We start from the raw sequence: 23,786 nt of genomic DNA, 5'->3' as shown, positions 1-23,786 counted from the left end.
AAGAATCGGCCAGCGGGGCGATGCGGCCAGAGAAAGAAGGAATGGTAAAATGACGATACAGCTGCAAAAGCCTGATATCACCGAGCTGAAGCCACGCATCACTGTTTTCGGTGTGGGCGGCGGTGGCGGTAACGCTGTCAACAACATGATCACGGCTGGCCTCCAGGGTGTCGATTTCGTCGTCGCCAACACGGATGCGCAGGCTCTGACCATGACGAAGGCAGACCGGGTCATCCAGCTCGGCGTCAACGTCACCGAGGGTCTCGGTGCCGGTTCCCAGCCGGAAGTCGGACGCGCCGCCGCTGAAGAATGCATCGATGAGATCATCGATCACCTGAACGGCACCCACATGTGCTTCGTCACTGCCGGCATGGGTGGTGGTACCGGCACGGGTGCTGCACCTGTCGTCGCACAGGCTGCCCGCAACAAGGGTATCCTGACGGTCGGCGTCGTTACCAAGCCTTTCCATTTCGAAGGCGGTCGCCGCATGCGTCTTGCCGAACAGGGCATCGAGGAACTGCAGAAGTCCGTCGATACGCTGATCGTCATTCCGAACCAGAACCTCTTCCGCATTGCCAACGACAAGACGACCTTTGCCGATGCCTTCGCCATGGCTGACCAGGTTCTCTATTCCGGCGTTGCCTGCATTACCGATCTGATGGTGAAGGAAGGTCTCATCAACCTCGACTTCGCTGACGTTCGCTCGGTCATGCGTGAAATGGGCCGCGCAATGATGGGTACTGGCGAAGCTTCCGGTCCGGGCCGTGCGATGCAGGCTGCGGAAGCGGCAATCGCCAACCCGCTGCTCGACGAAACCTCGATGAAGGGCGCACAGGGCCTCCTGATCTCCATCACCGGCGGTCGCGATCTTACCCTGTTCGAAGTCGACGAAGCGGCTACCCGTATTCGCGAAGAAGTCGATCCGGATGCCAACATCATCCTCGGCGCAACCTTCGACGAGGCACTTGAAGGTCTCATCCGCGTCTCCGTCGTCGCGACCGGCATCGACCGCGTTGCAGGCGTTGGCGAACAGAACATTGCCGATATGCGCGCCGCAGCCGCCAAGCCGCTTATCCGTCCTTCCGCGGCCGTTGCTCCCGCTCCGGCCGCAGTTCAGCCTGCACAAGCAGTATCGCAGGCACCAAAGACCGTAGACCAGATCGCCCAGACCATCCGTTCGGCGGAAGCCGAAATGGAACGTGAACTTGGTTTCGCAGCACACCAGCAGCCCTCTCAGGATTTCCGTCCGCAGAGCAAGCTGTTTGCATCCGCTCCGGCTGAAGCACCGGCAGCTCTCCGTCCGGCACAGCCGGTTCAGCAGGCTGCTCCGGCACCTGTTGCCCCGGCACCGGTCTATCACGCGCCGGAACAGGTTGCCGCTCCGCGTCTGCAGCAGCCGCAGGCTCCGGTCTATCAGGAGCAGGCTCCTGTTGCCCGCCAGCCCGAGCCTGTCCGCATGCCGAAGGTTGAAGACTTTCCGCCGGTCGTGAAGGCCGAGATGGATCACCGTGCCCACGCAGCTCCTGCAGCCCAGGAAGAGCGTGGCCCGATGGGTCTTCTGAAGCGCATCACCAACTCGCTTGGCCGACGCGAAGAGGAAGAAGTTCCTTCCGAAATGATGGATGCGCCGAGCATGGCGCCGCAGCAGCGCCGCGCACTTTCGCCGGAAGCCAGCCTCTACGCTCCGCGTCGTGGCCAGCTTGACGATCACGGTCGTGCGACGCCTTCTTCGGCAAGCCACCATGACGACGACCAGCTGGAAATTCCGGCGTTCCTGCGTCGCCAGTCCAACTAACAGCGATTCCGTTCGCCTCTCCAAACGCCCGGGTCACACGACCCGGGCGTTTTGTTTTATTGTGCGTTATTAACAGTAAATTAATTCATCTTTTCAATGGCTTGTGCGTGTAACAATCCGAAACGAACAGTGATTTGTCCTGGCACTTTCATGTGCGTATGTATGAGGCTGGGTAAGGGAAAACATTGACCTCGCCGGTTGTTGAAACCGGCTTGAAAAACTTGAACGGCGCTGAACATACGGCGCGGTTTTCAAAACAAGGCATATACGCATGACTATCGGACTGCTCGGATTTCAGACGACTATCGCAAATGCAGTTCAGCTCAAGGGCATTGGCGTGCATTCCGGCAATCCGGCTTCGATGACGTTCCAGCCCGCAGAAGCCGGAACGGGTATCGTGTTTCAGCGCCTTCATGAAAATGGCAGCGTAACCGAGTTGAAGGCGGTGTCTTCCAACGTCTGCAATACCGATCTGTGCACCGTGCTCGGCCGCTCGCTATCCCAGTCAGTGGCAACGGTCGAGCACGTCATGGCCGCCATCTACGCCATGGGCCTCGATAACCTCGTCGTTGAGGTCGACGGTCCGGAAGTGCCGATCATGGACGGCAGCTCTGCGCCATTTATCGATGCGATCGAATCGGCTGGCATCAAGAACCTTGGTGTGAAGCGCCGCTATATCCGCGTCATCAAGCCGGTGCGCATCGATTCGGGTGCATCCTGGGCGGAGTTCCGCCCTTACGACGGCACGCGGTTCGAGGTCAATATCGATTTCGACACGCCGCTAATCGGCAAGCAGTCCTGGAAGGGCGACCTGACGGCGGATACGTTCAAGAACGAGCTTTCGCGCGCCCGCACCTTCGGCTTCATGCGTGACGTGGAGCGCCTGTGGGCTGCCGGTTACGCACTCGGCTCCTCGCTTGAAAACTCTGTTGTCATTTCCGACGACAACAGCGTCATCAACATGGAAGGCCTGCGTTATGCCAAGGACGAATTCGTTCGCCATAAGACGCTGGACGCCGTGGGTGACCTTGCACTTGCCGGTGCGCAGTTCATCGGTTGCTATCGCTCCTATCGCGGCGGCCACAAGGTCAATGCCAACGCGCTGAGGGCTTTGCTGAGCGACCGCTCGGCCTATGAGATCGTGGAGGCTCCGGCCGCCCGCAACCAGGTACGTGCCCGCGAATTCGTTCCGGTCAACATGCCGGAATTTGCACCCTGGTCCGCTTGAGTTTGTTGCAGGCTATTGATTGACAGGAAAAGCCGCTCCGTTTCGGGGCGGCTTTTTCACGATGAGGGGCGGGATGTTTTGTCATACCGCCTGATATTCATGCGATTGCATGGGCCGATGCCATAAAAATGCGTTAATGCATCATCATTGCGTTGCCCTGCAGATGCTTTTATGGCTAGAAACGCCAGTGCAAAGCCGATGCTTATGTATTTGCGCGGGAAGTGGGAACTGTCGAATGAAGCATGTAGGGTCTGGTGCAATGAAGGGTACGATGCGGGGGATCGCCGTTTCGTTGATGTTGGTCGGTGCGAGTGTTGCCGTCACGGCCTGCCAGTCCGATCCGGATATCGACATTACCAAGCTCGGCGTCGAGACCGATCCGCCAGACGTTCTGTACAAGCAGGGGCTTGCCAACATGAACGCCGGCAACATGACGGAAGCCTCGCGCAAGTTCGAGGCGATCGACAAGCAATATCCCTTCACCGAATGGGGCCAGAAGGCGCTTGTGATGCAGACCTTCATCGCCACTCGCACCAACAAGAACGACGTGGCCATCGCGTCGGGCAGCCGCTTCCTGCGCCAATATCCGCGCTCCAAGGATGCCGCCTACGTTCAGTACATGATCGGTCTTGCCTATTCTAAGCAGATTTCCGACGTGACGCAGGACCAGCGCGCCGCGCAGCGCACGGTCGAGGCGATGAGCAAGGTGGTCAACGACTACCCTGATTCGGAATATGTCGCCGACGCGCAGGCCAAGATCCGTTTCGCCCGCGACCAGCTCGCCGGCCGCGAAATGCAGGTCGGCCGTTATTACCTTGAGCGCAAGGAATATCTCGCCGCCGTTTCGCGTTTCCGTATCGTCGTCGAGCAATACCAGAACACCAACCAGATCGAGGAAGCGCTGGCCCGTCTGACGGAATCCTATTATGCGATGGGTCTTTCCGACGAGGCGCAGACTGCGGCCGCCGTTCTCGGCAACAACTATCCCGACAGCCAATGGTATGCGGATTCCTACAAGCTGCTGAAGGGCGGTGGGTTGGAGCCGCGTGAAAACAAGGGGTCCTGGATTTCGCGCGCCGGCAAGAAGCTTATCGGCGCCTGAGACAGGGCATAGGCCATGCTGGTCCAGCTCTCGATTCGTGACATCGTTCTGATTGAAAGGCTCGACCTCGGCTTTGAGGCGGGCCTTTCCGTGTTGACGGGTGAGACGGGCGCGGGCAAATCCATTCTGCTTGACAGCCTGTCGCTGGCCCTCGGGGGCCGCGGTGATGGCGGCCTGGTGCGCCACGGGGAAGAGAAGGGGCAGGTCACTGCCACTTTCGAAGTTCCGAACAGCCACCCCACACGGCATCTCCTGCGCGAAAACGGTCTGGATGACGATGGCGACCTGATTTTCCGCCGGGTGCAATCCGCAGACGGACGCACCAAGGCCTATATCAACGATCAGGCCATCAGCGTGCAGATGATGCGTCAGCTGGGGCAGCTACTGGTCGAAATTCACGGCCAGCACGACGACCGCGCCCTTGTCGATACCGATGCCCACCGCACGCTGCTGGATGCTTTTGCCGGGCTTAGCGACGATGCCCGTGCCGTTCAGGGTTTCTACCGCACATGGAAGGACGCCGAGCGGGCATTGAAAACCCATCGTGCCAAGGTTGAGGCTGCTGCCAGAGAGGCGGACTATCTGCGTTCCTCCGTCGAGGAGCTTGAGGTGCTCTCGCCGCGCGACGGCGAGGAGGAGGAGCTTGCCGAACGTCGGGCGGTGATGCAGAAATCCGAACGTATTGCCGGTGATATCGCCGAAGCGAGCGAGTTCCTGAACGGCAACGCCTCGCCAGTGCCCATGATCGCATCCATGATGCGGCGCCTGGAACGCAAGAGCCACGAGGCGCCGGGATTGCTGGAAGACACCGTGCAATTGCTGGATGCCGCGCTCGACAGCCTTTCCAACGCGCAGATGGAAGTGGAGGCCGCACTTCGCCGCACCGAGTTCGATCCACGCGAGCTGGAGCGGGTGGAGGAACGGCTGTTTGCGCTACGCGCCGCCGGACGCAAATATAATGTCGCGGTGCCTGATCTACCGGCGCTCGCGGAAAAAATGGTCGCGGATCTCGCCGACCTCGATGCGGGCGAAGAAAAGCTCGGCAAACTTGAAGCCAACCTCGGCGTTGTGAAAGCCGATTTCGACCACGCGGCCAAATCGCTTTCCGAAAAACGCCACAATGCGGCGAATGCGCTTTCCGAAGCTGTCATGGCGGAGCTTCCGGCGCTCAAGCTGGAGCGGGCACGTTTTACCGTCGAAGTCAGCTCCGACCCGGAGCAAGCGACGGCTGACGGTATCGACATCGTGGAATTCCACGTTCAGACCAATCCTGGAACGCGGCCCGGCCCGATCATGAAAGTCGCTTCTGGCGGCGAATTGTCCCGTTTCCTGCTGGCGCTTAAAGTCGCGCTGGCTGATCGTGGTTCGGCACCGACACTGGTGTTCGACGAAATCGACACGGGCGTTGGAGGCGCTGTGGCAGATGCCATTGGCCAGAGGCTGCGTCGTCTGTCGAAAACCGTGCAGGTTCTGTCCGTCACCCACGCGCCCCAGGTGGCCGCGCGGGCGGCCACACATCTTCTCATTTCCAAAGGCCCCTCCGGCGACGGTACCGAGCGCATCGCCACGCGTGTCGCTACCATGGAGCCGAAACATCGCACCGAAGAAATCGCCCGCATGCTTGCCGGTGCCTCGGTGACAGATGAGGCGAGGGCTGCCGCCGCCCGCCTGCTTGCCGCCAAGGATTAACGGCTGACGGCCACCGCCACGCCGGAGCCGATCATGACGCCGCCCGCAGCCCGGTTCACCCTGCGGACGTTCTTGGCTCACGCAGCAGCTTTCTTGCCCGCACAGCCAGAACCACATGAGCGCCGATCACAACCCCCTCCACCACGACGATGACGGATGCCAGCGCCAGAAGGTGATCGACCGTCAGCGAGGTGCCGACAACGTTCGGTAACAATGCCACGTAAAAGAGCGGCATTTTCGGATTTCCGAGATTGAGTGCAGTTCCGGTGGCGAATATCGAAAGAAGACTATGGCGGCCATTCATGGGTTGCAGATCGGGAACCACAGGTTCCGCTGTCCAGAGTTTGAATCCCATCCAGATGAGATAGGCCGCGCCGCCATAGCGCAGCACCGCCATCACCGTTCCCATTTCGGCGGCGAGGATCGACAGGCCGAAGGCTGCAAGCGTGAGGAATATCAATATTCCTGCAACGGTTCCGGCCCCATAGGCGAGGCCGGAGGCGGCACCATGGGTGATGGTGCGGGCGACGATCGTCATATTGTCAGGGCCGGGGCTGGCCGCGAACACGAAGAAGGCTGCTGCAAAGGCAATGAGGGTGGTGAGTTCCATGGGGGCTCCGGCTTCTGTTTCATCCGGATGCTCAGAATAGCGGATTCCCGCCTGTTGAAAAGCGAGGATGGTTTTGCGTTTGCCAATAATTCGCTAAAAGCATTGCAGATTCATCCGTGAGGCTTCTTCCATGTCGAAAGACCAGATTCCCGTCGAAAACCTGACCGAGCTTGAGGCCTCTTCCGAGCTGGCATTTCTGGCAGCCGAGCTTGCCCGCCACGATGCGCTTTATCATGGCAAGGACGCGCCGGAAATTTCGGACGCGGACTACGATGCGCTGAAGCGGCGCAACGATGCCATAGAGGCGGCTTTCCCGGCGCTGGTGCGGGCCGACAGCCCGTCGAAGAAAGTCGGCTTCACGCCGCTTCCCACCTTCGCGCCCATCGTGCATGCGCGGCCGATGCTTTCACTCGACAATACGTTTTCTGAAGGTGATCTGCGCGATTTCGTCAGTTCGGTTTACCGCTTCCTCGGGCACCTGCCGGATGGTTCGATTGCCTTTACCGCCGAGCCGAAGATCGACGGACTTTCCATGTCCATCCGCTACGAGAACGGCAAGCTGAAGACGGCAGCAACACGTGGCGACGGCACGACGGGCGAGAACGTCACCGCCAATATCAAGACCATCAAGGAAATTCCGAACGAGCTGCCTGCCGATGTACCCGATGTGGTGGAGGTGCGCGGCGAAGTCTATATGGCCAAGAGCGACTTCATGGCGCTCAATGCCCAGATGGAGGCCGATGGCAAGCAGACCTACGTGAACCCGCGCAACACGGCCTCCGGTTCGCTGCGCCAGCTTGACGCCAATGTGACGGCGAAACGCAAGCTGCGGTTCTTTGCCTATGCTCTTGGCGAGGTCTCCAATGGCGGCCAGCCGACGCGGATTGCCGACACGCAATATGGTATCGTCGAGAAATTCCGGGAATGGGGTTTCCCGGTCAATCCGCTGATGAAGCGATTCACCTCTGCCGAACAATTGCTTGAACATTATAATGAAATCGGCGTCGCGCGACCCGATCTCGATTACGATATCGACGGCGTGGTCTACAAGGTCGACCGGCTGGACCTTCAGGAACGGCTGGGTTTCCGTTCGCGCAGCCCGCGCTGGGCCACCGCACACAAGTTCCCGGCCGAACAGGCCTTCACCACGGTCGAGAACATTGAAATCCAGGTAGGGCGCACCGGCGCGCTGACACCGGTTGCGCGTCTCACCCCGATTACCGTCGGCGGCGTCGTCGTCACCAATGCGACGCTACACAATGCCGATTACATCGAGGGTATCGGCAATAGCGGCGAGCGCATTCGGCCCGAGGATCATGATATCCGCATTGGCGATACTGTCATCGTGCAGCGTGCAGGCGATGTCATTCCGCAGGTGCTGGATGTTCTTCTGGAGAAGCGACCGGCTGAGGCGGTGAAATATGCGTTTCCGGAGAAATGTCCTGTGTGCGGCAGCCATGCGGTGCGGGAGCGCAATGAAAAGACCGGCAAGCTCGATTCGGTCACGCGCTGCACCGGCGGTTTCGTCTGCCGGGCGCAGGCGGTCGAGCATCTGAAACATTTCGTTTCGCGCAATGCCTTCGATATCGAGGGGTTGGGTACCAAGCAGATCGATTTCTTCTTCGAAAGCGAGGATCCGGCCCTCTCCATCAAGACCGCGCCTGATATTTTCACGCTGAAGGCGCGGCAGGAGGCATCGCATCTTACCAAGCTCGAAAACATAGATGGCTTCGGCAAGGTCAGTGTCAAGAAACTGTTCGATGCCATCGATGCCCGCCGCGAGATCGATCTGCATCGGCTTATCTTCGCTCTCGGCATTCGTCATGTCGGTGAAACCACGGCGAAGCTTCTAGCGCGTTCCTATGGCACCTATGAGCATTTCGAGGAAGCCATGAAGGCGGCAGCCGACCCGGCGAGCGATGCCTGGGCCGAACTCAACAGTATCGATGGCATCGGCGAGGTCGTGGCGCGCGCCATCATCGAATTCTACAAGGAACCGCGCAATCTCGATGTCATCGACCGGCTGATACGGGAGCTGCGGCCGAAGGAGGCCGAGAAGCCCTCGACCGAAGGCAGCCCGGTAGCGGGCAAGACGGTGGTCTTTACGGGGTCTCTGGAAAAATTCACGCGCGACGAGGCCAAGGCCCGTGCGGAAAGTCTGGGCGCCAAGGTGGCCGGCTCCGTATCGAAGAAGACGGATATTCTGGTGGCCGGGCCGGGGGCAGGTTCCAAGCTTGCCAAGGCGGCGGAGCTGGGCGTTCAGACCATGGACGAGGACGAGTGGCTGGCGCTGATCGGTGGCTGAAGCACCGTCATCGCCTCGTTGTTTCGCGCCGCTATGGGTCTCATCCTGAAACGGGGGACGGGACATGGATGACCGCATCGTCATCTCTAGGCAGCAGGTGCGAGCGCTGATCGCAAGCCAGTTTCCGCAATGGGCGGAGCTTGATGTCAGGCCAGTGGAACTGAGCGGCTGGGATAATCGCAGCTTCCGCCTTGGTGATAATATGCTCGTTCGCCTGCCGAGCGCTGGCCGCTATGTGGCACAGGTGGAGAAGGAGCATCGCTGGCTGCCGAAGCTTGCGCCTCTTTTGCCTCTTCCGATCCCAAAGCCATTTGCGATTGGGGAGCCGGGACAAGATTATCCGTTTCCATGGTCCGTTTATGGCTGGCTTGATGGCGAGCCTCTCGCCCGGCATCTTGGGCATATAAATCTCGCAACAATAGCCGTCGACGTAGCAGCGTTTTTGAAATCCCTGCAGGGCATCGATGCGACGGATGGTCCGCTTGCGGGCGAGCAAAATTTCCACCGCGGTGGGTCGCTTGCGGTCTATGACGGCGAGGCGAGGGCGGCGACGTTGCGCCTCGCCGATGAGGTCGATCAGAGGCTGGCCATGGAAATATGGCAGCTTGCTCTTTCGAGCAGCTGGCAGGGCCAGGGCGTTTGGGTGCATGGCGATATTGCCGAAGGCAATCTGCTGGTGAGAGATGGCCGCCTCTCAGCCGTCATAGACTTCGGCAGTTCCGGCGTCGGAGACCCATCTTCCGATCTCATTCTGGCATGGAACGTGCTCGACGCCGAAAGCCGGAACGTCTTTCGCCAGGCGATGGATCTCGACAATGCCACATGGCAGCGCGGGCGCGGCTGGGCGCTGTGGAAGGCGTTGATCACGCTTGAGGCTCAACGTGGACGTGATGAGAAACTGGCCGAATGGTCACGTCGGACCATTCGGGAAGTGATTGCCGATCATTTGTCCGCCTGAAACATCAGCGCAGACGCGCCATGACGTAGGCATCCACATATTTGCCGTCGCGATAGGCATCGTTGCGCAAGGTGCCCTCGCGTTCGAAACCGAGTTTCTCATAGAGCCGGAGGGCGGCGAGATTGTCGGTGAAGACATTCAGTTCGATGCGGCGGATATCATGCCAGTTGTCGGCCGCGTCGATGAGCGCCGTCAGAAGCCTTGAACCGACGCCCTTTCCGGCAAAATCGTCGTGAACGGACATCGCAAGATCGGCGACATGGTATTGTCTGCCCGCTCTGCGGTATAATCCGGCGTTACCAACGAGTTTTCCGTGCCACTCCGCGACGATGACGATGTCGGTAGGGGCTCGGTTTTCTATCGATTTCCTCGTCTTTTCAATCGTCTGGAAAGGCTGCCGAAGGGTGCCGTGCCGGACGCCGGGAAGGTTGAGCATTTCCGTCAAGGCTTCGACGTCTTCAAGCCGGGTGGCGCGCAGGACAACGTCCTTTAGATCAAATGGCTTGTTTGTAATATCCGCTGGTTTCATGTTCATGCCTGTCTCCTTGTGGCGCGTTCGGAGCAGGCGTGACACCCCTGCTCTTATCGGCAGGGGTGGATGTTGATCGCTCAGTGCGCGGACATGCCTTTCCCTGCCGGTTGACCGGTCATCGTCATATGGCGGGTGGTCGTCGTTTTGATAGCGATCATGATGGCGAGAATGCTTTTACGAACTGTCACTGTCAAGCGGGGGCCTTGCGCAGGAAATCTCTTAGTTTCGCCGGCAGCCTGCCGTCAATCGCGGCAAGGCCGGCGGCAATCATCGCCATTCCAGCGAAGTGCTTGATTTCCAGCTGTTCTCCGAGAATGAGCGAACCGAGAAGGATGGCGCTGACGGGAATGAGGAAGGTGACGAGCGCGAGATTGGTGGCGCCGGCAGTTGCAAGGATGCGAAAGAAGATGAGGTAGGCCAGGGCCGTGGACAAGAGCGCGATACCGATGAGTGCGCCCCAGGTGCCGAGGCTCGGCATGGCAAGCGTCCAAGGCTTGTCAATGAGGAGCGCGGCGGGGATCAGCATCAGTGTCGAAGACGATATCTGGCCGGTGGCGGTCATCAGTGGCGGCACGCCCATGGCCTTGAAGCGGCGGCCGAATATGCCCGCGAAAGAATAGGAGATCGCTGCGCCGAGAATGGCAATCTGACCCCAGAGGCCGGAGATCGCACCGCCAAAGGCTGCCGGGCCGATCATCGTCGCCACGCCGGCAAAACCGATGAGAACACCCGCCAGCTTGTTGCCCGTCATCTTCTCGTCGGCTGTGAGGAAATGGGCGACGATGACGGTAAAGAGCGGCGTCGTCGCATTGAGGATCGAGGCCAACCCGCTGGCAATATGGGTCTGGCCCCAGACGATCAGGCAGAAGGGAATGATGTTGTTGAGCAGGCCCATGCCGAAAAAGGCGCGCCATACGGCCCATTGCCGTGGCAGATGAAGGCCCATGATGCGGCAGACGATCAGCATTGCCGTGGCAGCGAGGCTGACACGCAGCGTGACGATGGTGACGGGCGGCAGTTCCTTGACGGCAATGCCGATGAAAAAGAACGATCCGCCCCACAGCAGCGAGAGCGCCACAAGCATCCCCCATTCGCTGGCATCCATCTGTTTTTGTATTGCCACCTTCGTCTCTCCCACCGCTGGAAAATTGAAATAGTCACAGAGAACGCCACGTTCAGCCACCCGATATCGGTTGAGTTTAGCTCAATCAGTCGTCTGGCAATCTTGGTTCCGTCCGTGCCCGTTGCATCTATTTACTCCTCATATTATGCTGTTTTCAAACGATAGTTTCTCGTCGGATAATTGAGCTCAGCTAAACCATGGTTGCAGAACTCCCTTCCTTGAAAGGATTGCAGGCCTTTGAGGCTGCGGCGCGCTACCGCAGTGTCACGCTTGCCTCCAACGAGTTGAACGTCACCCCCGGCGCGGTCAGCCTGCAAATCCGGGAGCTGGAAGCCCGCCTTGGCGTGCAGCTGTTTGTCCGCAAGCCGCGCAGCATCCAGCTGACGAGGGAAGGGGAGCGGTATTACGGTTCCCTTCGCACCGCATTCCGGATGATGCGCGAGGCGACGGCGGAACTGACGGCGCGATCAGAGATTACGGTCTTGACGTTAAGCTGCACGCCAACTTTTGCGGTGCAATGGCTGATGCCGAGATTGCCCGGCTTTCAGCAACAACATCCGCAAGTCGATGTTCGTATCAGCGTGACGAACCGGCTGGTGGATTTCTCAAGGGACGATGTCGATCTGGCCGTGCGTCACGGTTTTGGTCGCTATGAAGGGCTGGAAAGCATCCGATTCATAGACGACAGCACCTTGCCGGTCTGCTCACCACAACTTTTTGAAAAATATGGCCCGCTTCGGGTGGCCGGTGATCTGAAATGCGTGCCGCTTCTGCACGATGAAAACCGCAACGAGTGGCGGCGCTGGCTGGAAACGGCGGGGGCTACAGAGGTCGATGCTTCCGGGGGCACCGTGTTCATCGACAGCAACGGCGCGCTGGACGCGGCCAAGGCCGGGCATGGTGTTGCGCTGACGCGACGCTCGCTTGTTTCCCGCGAACTTGCCGAGGGAGCGCTGATAGCTCCCTTCGGCACGGACATTGCCAGCACGCTTGCCTATTTCCTGGTTTATCCGCGGCGCATGCTTGATAATCCCGATCTTGTGAGGTTGCTTGACTGGATGCTTGCGGAAGCGGGGTCTACCGAAGCCGGTTCTCTTTGACGCCAATCCGGTCTATGCCGGAATGAAACAACGGGAATCACTCTTGAAAACCATCGCCATCGATTTCGAGACCGCCAATGAGGAACGGGGTAGCGCCTGCTCCATCGGGCTTGCGTGGATAGAAGACGGTGAGATCGTTCGCGTCGAGGAACGGCTCATCCGGCCGAAGGACATGCGGTTCTCGCCCTTCAATATTGCCGTGCACGGTATTCGCCCTGCCGATGTAGAGGATGCGCCGGAATTCCCTGATGTGATGGAAGAATTCATCGACGATTTCCACGGCGCCACGATGATTGCCCACAATGCCGCCTTCGATTTCAGCGTCATGCGGGCATCCTTCGACAAATACCGGCAGTCCTATCCTGATCTTTCCTATCTGTGCAGCGTCAAGATTGCCCGCCATGTCTGGCCGCAGCTGGCGTCGCACAAGCTGAATGTGATTGCCCATCACCTCCAGCTGCGTTTCGTGCACCATAACGCCGCCGAAGATGCTGTCGTCTGCGCTGCGGCATCGATTGCGGCGGCCAGGGCGTTGCGCGTTGACCATATCCGTGACCTGCCGGAAAAGATCGGCATGGTTGCCGGCCGTCTCACTTCCACGGGCTATCAGCCGTGCAGCATGAAAAAACGTGTTGTCTCGCGGGTTGCGTAACCGTTCCCGGCACTTATGTTTGAAGTAGCATAACGGAGAACATGCGATGACGATGAAAACGCTCTCGGGTTTGTTTGCAGGCTTTCTGGTGTTGTTTCCGGTGACGGTTGCGCATTCGGAGGTCGTCGGTAAGGTCGGTGTCGATTGGGTCGGCAACGATATCGTCATCGAGGCTATTGCCGATCCCAAGATCAAGGGCGTGACCTGCCATGTCACTTATTTCGATCGTGGCGTCATCGACCGGCTGAAGAATGGCAATTGGTTTGAGGACCCTTCCAACAACGCCATTTCGTGCAGCCAGACGGGTCCGGTCGAAATCGGTGATATCGATCTTTCGAAGGGCGGCGAAGAGGTGTTCCGGCAGGGCATGTCGCTGGTGTGGAAGAAGCTGGTCGTCAGTCGCGTTTACGACAAGGCGAATGACACGCTGATCTATCTGGTCCATGCGCGCGAGCTGAAGGATGGCTCGGCCAAGATGGCGATTTCGACGGTGCCTCTCTATAACCAGCAGGTGACGTGGGAAAAGGGCAAGCCTTGAGGCTTTGCCCTTGGTACTGCTGACACCATAATTCACCCGCGACGTCATCCTCGGGCCTGTCCCGAGGATTAAATCACGTATCGTAAAATCGATAGGTTTTAGATGCTCGGAACAGGCCCGAGCATGACGGAGGAGAGGTTTCCGACCCTGCCGTACCCCTCAGGGCAAGCTGTGGAACCTGCGCGTTATATTATCAAAACCTCACCGGCTCTATTAAGCCGCTTCGCGCGCCAGCTCGTCGGCAATCACGGTGTCGAGGTTGAGGAAGCACACCATGCTCTTTTCCAGCGCCACGATGCCGCGGCAGAAGTTGCGCTGTTCTTCGGGAATGATGTCGGGCGCCGGCTGCAGGTCTTCGGAGCGGATGGTCATCATGTCGGAGACTTGTTCTACCAGAAGTCCGACCAGCTTGCCGCCGATATCGGTGACGATGATGGCGGAGCGCTCGGAGGGTTCGGTCATTTTCATGCCGAGGCGGCCTGCCATGTCGATGACGGGGATGACGGCGCCGCGCAGGTTGATGAGGCCGAGAACATAAGGCGGCGTGTGCGGCATCGGGGTAACCGGCGCCCAGCCGCGGATTTCGCGGATCGCCATGATGTCGATGCAGAATTCCTGACCGCCGAGATGGAAGGAAACGATTTCGAGATATGCGCCGGATTGCTTGATGGCGTTGGACATGACGGCAGGTTTCCTCTGGCGGCTCTTAGGCAGGCCCATGCATGATTGAGCTTTATGCGGTGGCCGGAGTGGACCGGGAGACATCATGTCGGAACTTAGAAACCGCTATGGCCATATTGCACAGCAAGATTTTAAACTTTCCCTAACAATTGGCGGTGCCGCGCTCGCAAAACCCAGTATTTTGGCGGTTTTCGTGCCGGTGCAAACAGGTTATAACAGACGCATGAATACACTCGTTGCCAATCCGCTGAAGTTTATTCTTGCAAGCCTTGCGGTAGCGGCTTCGCTTGCCGTCGTGCTTCTTGCCTTCGATGGCTGGGTGCGACACGGCACGGATATTTTCCTCTCCGCCGTGCAAAGCGGCATCGCCTGGTGTCTGTAATCTGCCGTCCCGTCCCGGCTTTGTGACAAATCAGCGCGGTTTAGGCAAATACGCCCAGTTGATTTGCCGTCGCCACCGCTGTTCGTTATCAGACGATGGAGGCCCACGTCATGCGGCCGGCCTTCGGGGGTAGGATTAGGACAATGAGAAATATTCGCATCGTATTGTGGGCCGTGGTGGTCGTTCTTGTCGGTGTCGTCAGCTGGTTGACGCTCGAAATGACGAAGACCCGTGAGGAAATGGTGGAAACGGCCTATGGCGTGCCGTTCGAACTCACGGCGCAGAACGGTCAGCCGATCACCGAAAAGGCGTTTCAGGGCAAGCCCACGGCGCTCTTTTTCGGTTTCACCCATTGCCCGGAAGTCTGCCCAACGACGTTGTTCGAGCTGAACGGCTGGATGGAGAAGGTAGACCCGGCCGGCGACAAGCTGCAGGCCTATTTCGTATCCGTAGACCCCGAGCGCGATACGCCTGAGCTCATGCAGCAATATGTCTCCAACGTCTCGAAGCGGATCACCGGCATCACCGGTCCGGCCGACAAGATTGCCGAAACGCTGAAAGGCTATCGCATCTATGCCAAGAAGGTGCCGGTCGATGACAAGGATCCGAATGGTGACTACACCATGGATCACACGGCTTCCGTGATCCTGCTTGACGCCAATGGTCGTTTTTCCGGCACCATCGCCTATGGCGAGAACCCCGATGTTGCCGAGCAGAAGCTCCAGAATCTGCTGAAGGGCTGAACGAGACGGCATAATTGTGCCTGGCTTATTGGACTGGCGGAGGTTTTGTGGCAAAGGCAAGCCTTAAGAACCTTAGCTAGAGAAAGCAGCCTGCCGTGAGCGAAATCCGACTTTACGTCACCACGACCGAAATCAAGGCCGGTGAAATCCTCGATCTCATGTCGGACTATTTCGGCGAGGAGGATGTCGCGATCGCCACCACCGAGGTGGATGAGAAACGCGACATCTGGGAAGCTTCGGTTTACCTGATGGCCGAGCAGGAAGACGAATTCCGCGAGCGCATCGACACCTTGCTGGCTCCCGCCTTTCCCGGCCTCGCCATCGAAAAGGAGATCGTTCCCGACATCGACTGGATCGCCAAGTCGCTCGAGGGGCTGAAACCGGTACGGGCAGGGCGCTTCATCGTTCACGGCGCGCATGATCGCGATAAGATCAAGCCCAACGATCTGGCCATCGAGATCGAGGCCGGTCAGGCTTTCGGCACCGGCCATCATGGCACGACAGCGGGCTGCCTTGAGATGATCGAGGATGTTCTGCGGGCGCGGACCGTGCGCAATGCGCTCGATCTCGGCACCGGCAGCGGTGTATTGGCAATTGCCGTGCGCAAGATGCGCTATATTCCGGTACTCGCAACGGACATTGATCCCATCGCGGTGCGCGTGGCCAGGGAGAATGTGCGGCTGAACGGCATCGTCTCCGGGCTGGCGCTTGAAACCGCTCCGGGTTTCCACTCCGACGCTTTCCGCAAATACGGCCCGTTCGATCTCATCATCGCCAATATTCTGGCGCGGCCGCTCATCAAGATGGCGCCGCAGCTTGTCACGCATCTGGCGCCCGGCGGCACCGTCATCCTGTCGGGAATTCTCGCATCGCAGCGCTGGAAGGTGCTTGCGGCCTATAATGGCGCGCGGCTCTCCCACGTCCGCACCATCTGGCGCAATGGCTGGGTCACGCTGCATCTGCGCAAGGACTGACGCTTTAGCAGCATTCGTTTCCGGACAAAGAAAAGGCGGCGCTTTCGCGCCGCCTGAAAACCCGCGAGCATATTGGAGGAGAATCGCTCAAGCGGGTCGACGTATTCCTGTTCCTGCGCGGTGGAGGGAGGATCGCCGCGCCCGAAGTGATCAGAATACGTAGCTGGACTTTGCGGTGCGGCGAAGTTCGGCGCGGTTCATGCCGAGCGCTTCGAGCGACTTGTCGTCGAGGTTAAGCAGGGCTGCGTTGACATGACGGCTGACCTGACGCTCGCGTGCTTCAATGACGCGATCGAAAGCGGTGCGGAGGAAAGATTTTGCCATTGCTTCAAATCCTTGTTTGCCAGGAGAGTGTGTCTCTCGCTGTGTTGGCTTGAAGATAAGCGATGTGTTTTTGTTTGGTTAGGGGTCTTGCTTCAAGGTAGGTATGCGTTTTTCGCATGTCTGCGGCTTTTCAATATTACTTATTTAGGGAAAATTGCTCAATTTAGCGGCGTCTTTTCTCGGCCTTTGGGGTAAATGGCAGCGCGCGTGCCTGTCGTAATGGTTGATGGCACATATGGCTTGAAACCGGGTTTGCCGGCATGGCATTGTCGTTGCGCGCCAATGATTTGACGGCGTTACCGACCGCTTTCCTCATGACAGTTCCCGAAAGATGCCCATGTTCCAGACCTTCGAAAACAAATCCGCGCCGCAATTCGGCAAGGCCCGCGTCGAGGCGCTGCGTGCCAGTTTCGACGCCCTTGGTATCGATGGTTTCCTGGTGCCGCGTGCCGATGAATATCAGGGCGAATATGTACCTGAATCATCTGAGCGTCTGTCATGGCTGACCGGATTTACCGGCTCTGCCGGCATTGCGCTGGTAACGCGCGCAGAGGCGGTGGTGTTTGTCGATGGTCGCTATACCACGCAGTTGAAGTCGCAGGTCGATCAATCGGTGTTCAGCGGTGGTGATTTGGTCGGTGCCCCGCCTTCCGTCTGGTTGTCGGAGCACGGGGCTGCGGGCTTTCGGCTCGGGATCGATCCGTGGCTGCATACCGGCGCTGAATTGAAGCGGTTGGAAAAGGCGCTTGCGGGGAAGGGCGGTTCCGTCGTCCTGCTCGAAAACAACCCACTCGATGCGCTGTGGCACGACCGCCCGTCAGAACCGCTGGAGCCTGTCGTCATTCAGCCGGAAGCCTTCACCGGCAAGCTGGCGAAGGAAAAGATCGCCTCGCTGGCAGAGACGGTGTCGGCCAAGGGAGCCGATGCCCTGCTGGTGACAGATCCGTCTTCCATTGCCTGGATTTTCAATATTCGCGGCAACGATGTGCCGCACACGCCGCATCCGCTTGCCCGCGCCATCATCTATGCGGATGGCAAGGCTGATATTTTTCTCGACAAACGCAAGACCGGTATCGAGGCCGAGGCCTATCTGGCACAGCTGGCGACGCAATTGCCGCCATCGACTATCGCCGATCGTCTGCACGCCATTGCCAGCGCCAAGGGCCGCGTCATGGTGGACGCCGATCTGACGCCTGTGGCGCTGACAGGGGCGATTACGGCGGCGGGTGGCACCTTGATCGAGGAGGCCGATCCCGTCCGCTTGCCGCGCGCGTGCAAGAACGCGGCGGAGCTTGCCGGCTCGGCAGCGGCACATGTGCAGGACGGCGCGGCTATGGTTGAATATCTGTGCTGGCTGGATCGTCAGCAACCGGGCAGCGTTACCGAAATCGCGGCCGTGAAGGCGCTGGAGGCTGCGCGCGCCAAAGTGGGGCAGTCTCTCCAGAATCCTCTGAAGGACGTGTCTTTCGATACGATTTCGGGCGCTGGCGAACATGCCGCCATCATCCATTATCGCGTCACCACCGATACGGACCGGACACTTGGCGATGGTGAGATGTTCCTCGTCGATTCCGGCGCGCAATATGTCAACGGCACCACTGACATCACCCGCACCGTGGCAATCGGCAATGTCCCGGAAGATCAGCGGCGTTTCTTCACGCTGGTGCTGAAGGGCGTGATCGCCATCAGCGACGCACGGTTTCCCAAGGGAACGCGTGGTTGCGATCTCGATCCCCTGGCGCGTATCGCGCTGTGGAAGGCCGGTGCGGATTATGCTCATGGCACCGGCCACGGCGTCGGCTCCTATCTTTCGGTGCATGAGGGGCCGCAGCGTATTTCTCGGCTTTCGACGCAGGAACTTCTGCCGGGCATGATTCTGTCGAATGAGCCCGGTTATTACCGCCCCGGCGCTTTTGGCATCCGCATCGAAAACCTGATCTATGTGCGCGAGGCGGCGGAAGTCGCGGGCGGCGATCAGCCGATGTTGTCCTTCGAGACCCTGACCTGGTGCCCTATCGATCGCAGGCAGGTCGTCACGGCACTTTTGACCGACGACGAACTGGACTGGCTGAATGCCTATCACGCCGGCGTTCTGGAAAAGCTCTCGCCTTTGATCGCGGATGAAGAGGTGAAAGCGTGGCTTGTTGCGGCCACGCAGCCTCTGGCGCGGAACGCTTAAAGGATAGAAAAGTGCCTGATGGCGATAACGATCGCCCAGCCAATGGTCAGCATCGTCAGGCCGGGGAAACGCAGGCAGACCAGAAGAGCGGCCACCATTGCGATCTTCACCTCGTATCCGCCTTCAAAAAAGGCGGGTGCGACAAGGGTCGTCAAAACCGCCACGGGAACGGCGTTCAATCCCGCTTCCATGCGCGGCGGGATGGATTTCATCCGCGTCATCAGAACATAACCGCCGATGCGGGTAAGATAGGTGGCGACGGTGGCGAGCGCGATCAGGATCAGCGTGTCGGCGTGCAGCAGATCGCTCATGGCGTTTCCACCTTGCTTTCAGAATTGGCCTCGCCGGTTGGTTTCGGCGGATAGACGACTGCGACGAGAATACCGGCAAGCGCGCCGAGGCTGACATGCCAGGGCGAGCCGACGATGTGATAGGCAACGGTTGCGCCAAGAGCGCTTGCCAGCATCACCGGGTAAAAATTCTCCCGCTGGCGGAAGCTCAAAACCATGCCCATGAAATAGATCGGCAACAGCACATCAAGGCCGATGGCTTTCGGGTCGCCGACGAGATTGCCGAGCGATGCGCCGACAATGGTCATCACCAGCCACAGAATATAGATCGGCGTGGCGAAGCCCATGTACCAGGCAAAACCGACCACGCCAGTGTTTTCGTATTTCCTGACCGACTCGGCGAATTGTGGATCCACCAGTACGAAGAACCCGATGGCCTTTTGCAGGAAAGTCCAGTTGGTAATCATTCTGGCAATGGCGGCCGAATAGAGAATATGGCGAAAATTGACGGCAAACACCGATAGCACGATCAGCCAGGGGGCAACCTTCTGGCCGAATAATTCGATGCCGACCAGCTGGCTGGCACCGGCATAGACGGTGCCGCTCATGATCGTCGCTTCGGCGACGCTCAGCCCGTTATCGACCGCGACCGCGCCGAACAGCGCGCCAAAGGGAGCGGCGGAAAGGGCGATCGGAAAGCCGCTTTTGAGGCCTTCGCGGAAATCTGCATTGGACATTGTTCAGGAACTCCTTGCCCGCCGCTCTATCGCCGTCCCGGCCGGCTGGCAAACAAATTGCATGAATGGATCGATTGATTCCCTTGAAGCTTCCGTTACGGTAACGCCGATACGCGACGTCGGACGGAAGGCCTCACCCGGTTTTTGCTCCCCGCCCAAACGATTGAATAATGGAGGATCAATGCTGGAGAAGCAGGACAGGGCAGTGCTGGCCGCGCGTGTTCGGGAGTATCTGGCCCGGGAGACCGAAACCGAGATCGGCTTGCTGCAGGCGGAAATCTTCGTCGACTTTCTGGCCGAAGAAGTCGGATATGTCTTTTACAATCAGGGGCTCAAGGATGCGCATGCCGCGATCCTGCGGCGCCTGGAGGATGCGGCAGGCGATATCGACGTGCTGGAGAAGCCGAGGCTGCGATGACCGGCCATCAGTCGTCCAAAATGTCGCGGCTTTTGAGGATGGTCGCGCCTTTTTCCCGCATGGCCGCAATCGACGCCTGTATACCTTGGGGATCGATCCCGCGGCTGGCATCCTCGATGAAACGGACCTTGACGCCAGGCAGCATGTCGAGGGCATCGAGCACCGAGAAACTGACGCAATAATCGGTGGCGAGCCCGCATATGTCGAGCTGGGTTACGCCTTGGCGCGTCAGATAATCGGCAAGACCTGTCGTTGCCCCCTGATCATTGTCGCGAAAGGCGGAATAGCTGTCGACGGCGGGATTTTCGCCTTTCTGCTGGATATAGTCGAAAGCCTCCGTCTTGAGGTCGGGATGGAATTCCGCATCCGGCGTGCCCTGCACGCAATGGTCCGGCCACATCATCTGCGGTTTGCCGGAGAGTTCACCCATATCGAACGGCTTCTTGCCGACATGCTGCGAGGCAAAGCTGCCGTGATTTTCCGGGTGCCAATCCTGCGAGGCGACGATCAGATCGTAACCGCCATTGTCGATCAGGGCGTTGGCGACGGGCACGATCCGGTCGCCATCGGCGACAGCCAGATTACCGCCCGGACAAAAGCCGTTCTGGATATCGATGAGCAGCAGCGCCTTCATGATTTGCCTCCCTTATTTCCGGCAGGATGCCAAGCCGGCAGCAACGGATCAAGTGCCCTTACCAGCTTTGTGTGTGCTTGACGGCTGATGGCATAGATTTGCTCCGTCGCAGTCCTGCCGCATTTACAGCAAATTTCCGGCAAAGTCGGAATTTACCTGACGATGCGGCGACGTAAACTTTAAAGGCCGATGACGCCCTGCGGGGCATTTTCCGCGAAAAGGCGATGCAGATGCATGCCCAGCCCGCGCAAGTCATTGTTTTGCCTTCGCCCGATAATGCGCAGACCTTAACGAATTATTTTTGCAGGGACTCGTAAACACTTTGGTTACCATAATTCGTCATGCTTCGAACCAGTCAGTTCCGAAATCGGCCGGGTGTCCACCCGCTGTTCGGATGCCCCAAAATCCCTCCGGCTTTGCCCGGGTGTGCGTGAACGGTTCGAGTAACGAGTATCATGGCGTATTCTGCTGCGGCTTATAATGGCGCCGGTCTTGCCGGTTCGTCTTGCCTCAAGAGAGGCAAATCCTTTTCTCTTGGCCGAATGTCCGCTCTGCTTGGCGGTGGTGCCTTTGCCGGTCTGTTCGCCTTCGCTGCCTTCGCCTCGCTTCACACGATGGCGGCCGCATCGCATGGTGTCGGGCAGTTTGAGAAGACGCTGGTGGCGAGGCTGGAGTCTGGCGAGGCTGCGATTTCCGGCGCAGCCGCACGGGATATTCACGTCCGCAAATTTTCCCGTCTGAGCGACCACAGCCATGGCTCGCAGAAGGCGGTTCGCCTTGCCGGCATCATGCCCGAAATCGGCGAGAAGGAGTTCCGCGAGCGTTTTGGCGCGGCTGCGAACGCGAAGGGGCAGGCGACAGTCAAGGAACTTGCAGCGCTGCGGCCCTCCGCCATCGTCGATTCGGCGCTTGGACGCACCACAGAGGTCGCATATCAGAGCGCCGCATCGCAACATCCGGCATTTGAAGTGGCATTAGGGCGCCCGCAGATCGAGGAAGAGGCGAGCAGCCTGCTTCCGGACGACGTCCCTTTGCCAAGCTTCCGGCCCGAGGTTGCGGCTGCCGAAACGGTGGAGCCATCACCCCGCCCCGCCGTTCTAGCGAAGACCGATGAACACCCGGCAGCCGTTGCTTCCGCACCTGCTTTCGATGCGCCGGTGCCTGCGCGTGCACCCCAGCAGCCGCGGCAGGGCACGGCCGGCATGCTCGCCTTTGCAAAACCTGATAATCCGGTGCGCGAGCCGAGCAAGATGGATGCGGTTCCGTGGCCGGATCGCGGCAACGGCACGGCGATCTACGATATTTCCTCCGGCCTGGTTCATATGCCGAACGGCGAAAAGCTCGAGGCACATTCGGGCATCGGCAAGATGCGCGACAACCCCGACTATGTTCATGTGAGAATGCGCGGCTCGACGCCGCCCTCCAGCTATCGTCTGACGATGCGCGAGGCGCGGTTCCATGGCGTCGAAGCAATCCGTCTGACACCGGAAAATGGCGTCAATCCGCATGGCCGCGACGGTCTTCTCGCCCACACCTATATGCTGGCGAAACGCGGTGAATCGAATGGCTGCGTTGTGTTCCGGGATTACTCCCGGTTCCTTGCGGCCTTCAAACGTGGCGAAGTCAAACGCATGGTCGTGGTGCCGAAGCTGAATGGTGGTCGCCCGACGCTCGCAAGCAGCGGTGGCAAGAGTGGCGGCAAGACCCTGCTCAGCATGTTCTCACGCGACAGCGATACCTGATTTACGCTTTCCCGGACGTAAAACCGCTGCACATTTTTACCGGAGAAATGCCCTAGCGGCCGCGTCGCTGGGTCAGCACCATGCCGGCGAGAATCAGCAGAATGCCGAGTGCGCTCGCCCAGAGTTTCGGCGGCTGATCGCTGAAAAAGTCGAGCACGACGCTTGAGACCATCTGGCCGCTGATGACGAGAAGTGCGGTATTGACCGCGCCGATGCGGGGGATGAGCCAGCTTCCCGAAGCGATGAAGACAACACCGATGGGGCCACCGATAAAGGCAAGCCACGGCGCGTCGGCCGCGCCTGGCGGAATGAGGCCGCCGACGATGAGGCCGATGACGGTCAATACCCCGAAACCGACGATATGGTTCCAGAACGAGGCGATCAGCGGTGAGTTCGACAGGCTGAGGCGGCCGTTGACCTGACGGCTTAGTGCCACAAAGACGCCGCCGGTAAACGCCATGGCTATCCAGACGATCATGCCGTTCTCCCGACAAGGATAATAAGTGCGCTGCCACAGAGAATCATTGCCACCGCCGCCATGTCACGCAAATCCGGCCGCCGTTTGGGCAGGCCAAACAGGCCGAAGAAATCGGCCAGAAGGCTGAAGATCACCTGTCCGCCCAACCCGAGCGCGATGGTGCCGGAGAGGGCAAGCGGCGAATTGACGGCGGTGGAGGTGAGGATGACGATGGCCGCACCAATCACCCCACCGCAATAGGCCCAGAGCGGCGCCTTCGGTTTGGCCAGCGCACCCGCCTCCGTCTTCGGGCGCATGATCGCGAGATAGATCAGCGCCGCCACCGTGCCGGTGCCGTGTGCAGTCCAGGAGGAGAAAAGTGCGTTACCGTAATGCGCAAGCTGGCCGTTGAAATGCACCATCAATGTCAGAAGACAGCCGCTTGCGAAGGCGGCGGCAAGGTGCAACGGGTTCAGGCGGGGATGGGTCGTTTCTGTCATGGCCAGCCAAAATATGATTATTCAGCGAAGCGTTACAACATCGGCACCTGAATCGAAATCGATTTGTCAGTTGTTTCCAGAAACTTGTTCAAC

The 23,786-nt window shown here is 59.2% G+C and carries 24 protein-coding genes and 1 pseudogene; 15 read left to right on the top strand and 10 right to left on the bottom strand.

Features of this window, described 5'->3' with window-relative positions; genetic code table 11:
- Window positions 1-49: 49 nt before the first annotated feature.
- From ftsZ to recN, 4 genes are all read left to right on the top strand, one after another.
- Window positions 50-1,795, top strand: coding sequence for a cell division protein FtsZ (gene ftsZ, locus G6L97_RS08415; RefSeq protein WP_065659193.1), 1,746 nt, complete (start codon window positions 50-52; stop codon window positions 1,793-1,795).
- 271 nt (window positions 1,796-2,066) lie between these two features.
- A complete protein-coding gene (gene lpxC, locus G6L97_RS08410; protein ID WP_111783557.1) occupies window positions 2,067-3,023 on the top strand; it encodes a UDP-3-O-acyl-N-acetylglucosamine deacetylase in 957 nt (318 codons plus the stop codon).
- A gap of 235 nt (window positions 3,024-3,258) precedes the next feature.
- Window positions 3,259-4,125 (top strand): outer membrane protein assembly factor BamD, encoded by an 867-nt coding sequence (locus G6L97_RS08405; RefSeq protein ID WP_003513201.1) that lies wholly within the window; start codon window positions 3,259-3,261, stop codon window positions 4,123-4,125.
- Between the two features lie 15 nt (window positions 4,126-4,140).
- Window positions 4,141-5,814: a DNA repair protein RecN gene (recN, locus tag G6L97_RS08400; RefSeq protein ID WP_003513199.1), complete on the top strand. Its 1,674-nt coding sequence runs from the start codon at window positions 4,141-4,143 to the stop codon at window positions 5,812-5,814.
- Here the strand turns inward: recN and G6L97_RS08395 are convergent.
- A pseudogene (locus G6L97_RS08395) lies at window positions 5,811-6,424 on the bottom strand (LysE family translocator). The gene recN and the pseudogene G6L97_RS08395 sit on opposite strands and share 4 nt — an antisense overlap.
- Before the next feature lie 130 nt (window positions 6,425-6,554).
- Here G6L97_RS08395 and ligA point away from each other — a divergent pair.
- Together ligA and G6L97_RS08385 are read left to right on the top strand one after the other, a co-directional pair.
- On the top strand, window positions 6,555-8,729 hold the full coding sequence (ligA, locus tag G6L97_RS08390; RefSeq protein WP_111783556.1) for an NAD-dependent DNA ligase LigA: 2,175 nt from the start codon (window positions 6,555-6,557) through the stop codon (window positions 8,727-8,729).
- A 64-nt stretch (window positions 8,730-8,793) separates the two neighbouring features.
- Window positions 8,794-9,687 carry an aminoglycoside phosphotransferase family protein gene (locus tag G6L97_RS08385; protein ID WP_111783555.1) on the top strand — a complete coding sequence of 298 codons (894 nt, stop codon included), beginning with the start codon at window positions 8,794-8,796 and terminating at the stop codon, window positions 9,685-9,687.
- A gap of 4 nt (window positions 9,688-9,691) precedes the next feature.
- Here the strand turns inward: G6L97_RS08385 and G6L97_RS08380 are convergent, their stop codons facing one another.
- Window positions 9,692-10,222 (bottom strand): GNAT family N-acetyltransferase, encoded by a 531-nt coding sequence (locus G6L97_RS08380; protein WP_013636501.1) that lies wholly within the window; start codon window positions 10,220-10,222, stop codon window positions 9,692-9,694.
- Window positions 10,223-10,409: 187 nt separating this feature from the next.
- Complete coding sequence (locus G6L97_RS08375; RefSeq protein ID WP_174002838.1) at window positions 10,410-11,342, bottom strand: DMT family transporter; 933 nt, start codon at window positions 11,340-11,342, stop codon at window positions 10,410-10,412.
- A 197-nt stretch (window positions 11,343-11,539) separates the two neighbouring features.
- Between G6L97_RS08375 and gcvA the strand changes: the two genes are divergently transcribed.
- From gcvA to G6L97_RS08360, 3 genes are read left to right on the top strand one after another with little or no spacing between them, the layout of a single operon-like run.
- Complete coding sequence (gene gcvA / locus G6L97_RS08370; protein WP_003513188.1) at window positions 11,540-12,442, top strand: transcriptional regulator GcvA; 903 nt, start codon at window positions 11,540-11,542, stop codon at window positions 12,440-12,442.
- Between the two features lie 43 nt (window positions 12,443-12,485).
- The gene (locus G6L97_RS08365; RefSeq protein WP_013636498.1) at window positions 12,486-13,094 is read left to right on the top strand and encodes a 3'-5' exonuclease; all 609 of its coding nucleotides are present in this window, start codon (window positions 12,486-12,488) and stop codon (window positions 13,092-13,094) included.
- 46 nt (window positions 13,095-13,140) lie between these two features.
- Window positions 13,141-13,632 carry a CreA family protein gene (locus G6L97_RS08360; RefSeq protein ID WP_111783554.1) on the top strand — a complete coding sequence of 164 codons (492 nt, stop codon included), beginning with the start codon at window positions 13,141-13,143 and terminating at the stop codon, window positions 13,630-13,632.
- Between the two features lie 213 nt (window positions 13,633-13,845).
- Here G6L97_RS08360 and G6L97_RS08355 read toward each other — a convergent pair whose 3' ends face one another.
- Window positions 13,846-14,313, bottom strand: a complete 468-nt coding sequence (locus tag G6L97_RS08355) for a chemotaxis protein CheW (protein ID WP_003513183.1) — start codon at window positions 14,311-14,313, stop codon at window positions 13,846-13,848.
- Between the two features lie 85 nt (window positions 14,314-14,398).
- Between G6L97_RS08355 and G6L97_RS08350 the strand changes: the two genes are divergently transcribed.
- The 3 genes from G6L97_RS08350 to G6L97_RS08340 all read left to right on the top strand — a co-directional run bounded on the left by G6L97_RS08350 (window position 14,399) and on the right by G6L97_RS08340 (window position 16,412).
- Window positions 14,399-14,695, top strand: coding sequence for a hypothetical protein (locus tag G6L97_RS08350; protein WP_236762577.1), 297 nt, complete (start codon window positions 14,399-14,401; stop codon window positions 14,693-14,695).
- Window positions 14,696-14,838: 143 nt separating this feature from the next.
- Window positions 14,839-15,438: a cytochrome oxidase assembly protein Sco gene (gene sco / locus G6L97_RS08345; protein ID WP_003513179.1), complete on the top strand. Its 600-nt coding sequence runs from the start codon at window positions 14,839-14,841 to the stop codon at window positions 15,436-15,438.
- 95 nt (window positions 15,439-15,533) lie between these two features.
- A complete protein-coding gene (locus G6L97_RS08340; RefSeq protein WP_111783553.1) occupies window positions 15,534-16,412 on the top strand; it encodes a 50S ribosomal protein L11 methyltransferase in 879 nt (292 codons plus the stop codon).
- A 150-nt stretch (window positions 16,413-16,562) separates the two neighbouring features.
- On the opposite strand, the gene G6L97_RS08335 is transcribed toward G6L97_RS08340, so the two are convergent.
- A complete protein-coding gene (locus tag G6L97_RS08335; protein WP_003513176.1) occupies window positions 16,563-16,736 on the bottom strand; it encodes a hypothetical protein in 174 nt (57 codons plus the stop codon).
- A gap of 337 nt (window positions 16,737-17,073) precedes the next feature.
- Here G6L97_RS08335 and G6L97_RS08330 point away from each other — a divergent pair, with 337 nt between their 5' ends.
- The gene (locus tag G6L97_RS08330) at window positions 17,074-18,915 is read left to right on the top strand and encodes an aminopeptidase P family protein (protein ID WP_174002836.1); all 1,842 of its coding nucleotides are present in this window, start codon (window positions 17,074-17,076) and stop codon (window positions 18,913-18,915) included.
- Here the strand turns inward: G6L97_RS08330 and G6L97_RS08325 are convergent.
- Both G6L97_RS08325 and G6L97_RS08320 read right to left on the bottom strand, forming a co-directional pair.
- Complete coding sequence (locus G6L97_RS08325; RefSeq protein ID WP_025594027.1) at window positions 18,912-19,226, bottom strand: AzlD family protein; 315 nt, start codon at window positions 19,224-19,226, stop codon at window positions 18,912-18,914. The genes G6L97_RS08330 and G6L97_RS08325 overlap by 4 nt on opposite strands.
- Window positions 19,223-19,942, bottom strand: a complete 720-nt coding sequence (locus tag G6L97_RS08320; protein WP_025594025.1) for an AzlC family ABC transporter permease — start codon at window positions 19,940-19,942, stop codon at window positions 19,223-19,225. Before G6L97_RS08320 ends, G6L97_RS08325 begins: the two co-directional genes overlap by 4 nt.
- A 181-nt stretch (window positions 19,943-20,123) precedes the next feature.
- Between G6L97_RS08320 and G6L97_RS08315 the strand changes: the two genes are divergently transcribed.
- Window positions 20,124-20,360 carry a DUF2164 domain-containing protein gene (locus G6L97_RS08315; RefSeq protein ID WP_003513169.1) on the top strand — a complete coding sequence of 79 codons (237 nt, stop codon included), beginning with the start codon at window positions 20,124-20,126 and terminating at the stop codon, window positions 20,358-20,360.
- 7 nt (window positions 20,361-20,367) lie between these two features.
- On the opposite strand, the gene pncA is transcribed toward G6L97_RS08315, so the two are convergent.
- Window positions 20,368-20,994 (bottom strand): bifunctional nicotinamidase/pyrazinamidase, encoded by a 627-nt coding sequence (gene pncA / locus G6L97_RS08310; protein WP_111783551.1) that lies wholly within the window; start codon window positions 20,992-20,994, stop codon window positions 20,368-20,370.
- 455 nt (window positions 20,995-21,449) lie between these two features.
- Here pncA and G6L97_RS08305 point away from each other — a divergent pair, with 455 nt between their 5' ends.
- A complete protein-coding gene (locus G6L97_RS08305) occupies window positions 21,450-22,736 on the top strand; it encodes a DUF2778 domain-containing protein (RefSeq protein WP_111783550.1) in 1,287 nt (428 codons plus the stop codon).
- Between the two features lie 52 nt (window positions 22,737-22,788).
- Here the strand turns inward: G6L97_RS08305 and G6L97_RS08300 are convergent, their stop codons facing one another.
- Window positions 22,789-23,214: a DMT family transporter gene (locus tag G6L97_RS08300; RefSeq protein ID WP_003513163.1), complete on the bottom strand. Its 426-nt coding sequence runs from the start codon at window positions 23,212-23,214 to the stop codon at window positions 22,789-22,791.
- Window positions 23,211-23,693 (bottom strand): DMT family transporter, encoded by a 483-nt coding sequence (locus G6L97_RS08295; RefSeq protein WP_174002834.1) that lies wholly within the window; start codon window positions 23,691-23,693, stop codon window positions 23,211-23,213. The genes G6L97_RS08300 and G6L97_RS08295 overlap by 4 nt, the downstream gene beginning before the upstream one ends.
- Between the last annotated feature and the right edge of the window lie 93 nt (window positions 23,694-23,786).

This window comes from Agrobacterium tumefaciens (genome assembly GCF_013318015.2).
GTDB classification, from domain to species: Bacteria; Pseudomonadota; Alphaproteobacteria; order Rhizobiales; family Rhizobiaceae; genus Agrobacterium; species Agrobacterium tumefaciens.
The sequence above is the reverse complement of the archived record's forward strand: the minus strand, read 5'-3'. Positions and strand labels throughout refer to the sequence as shown.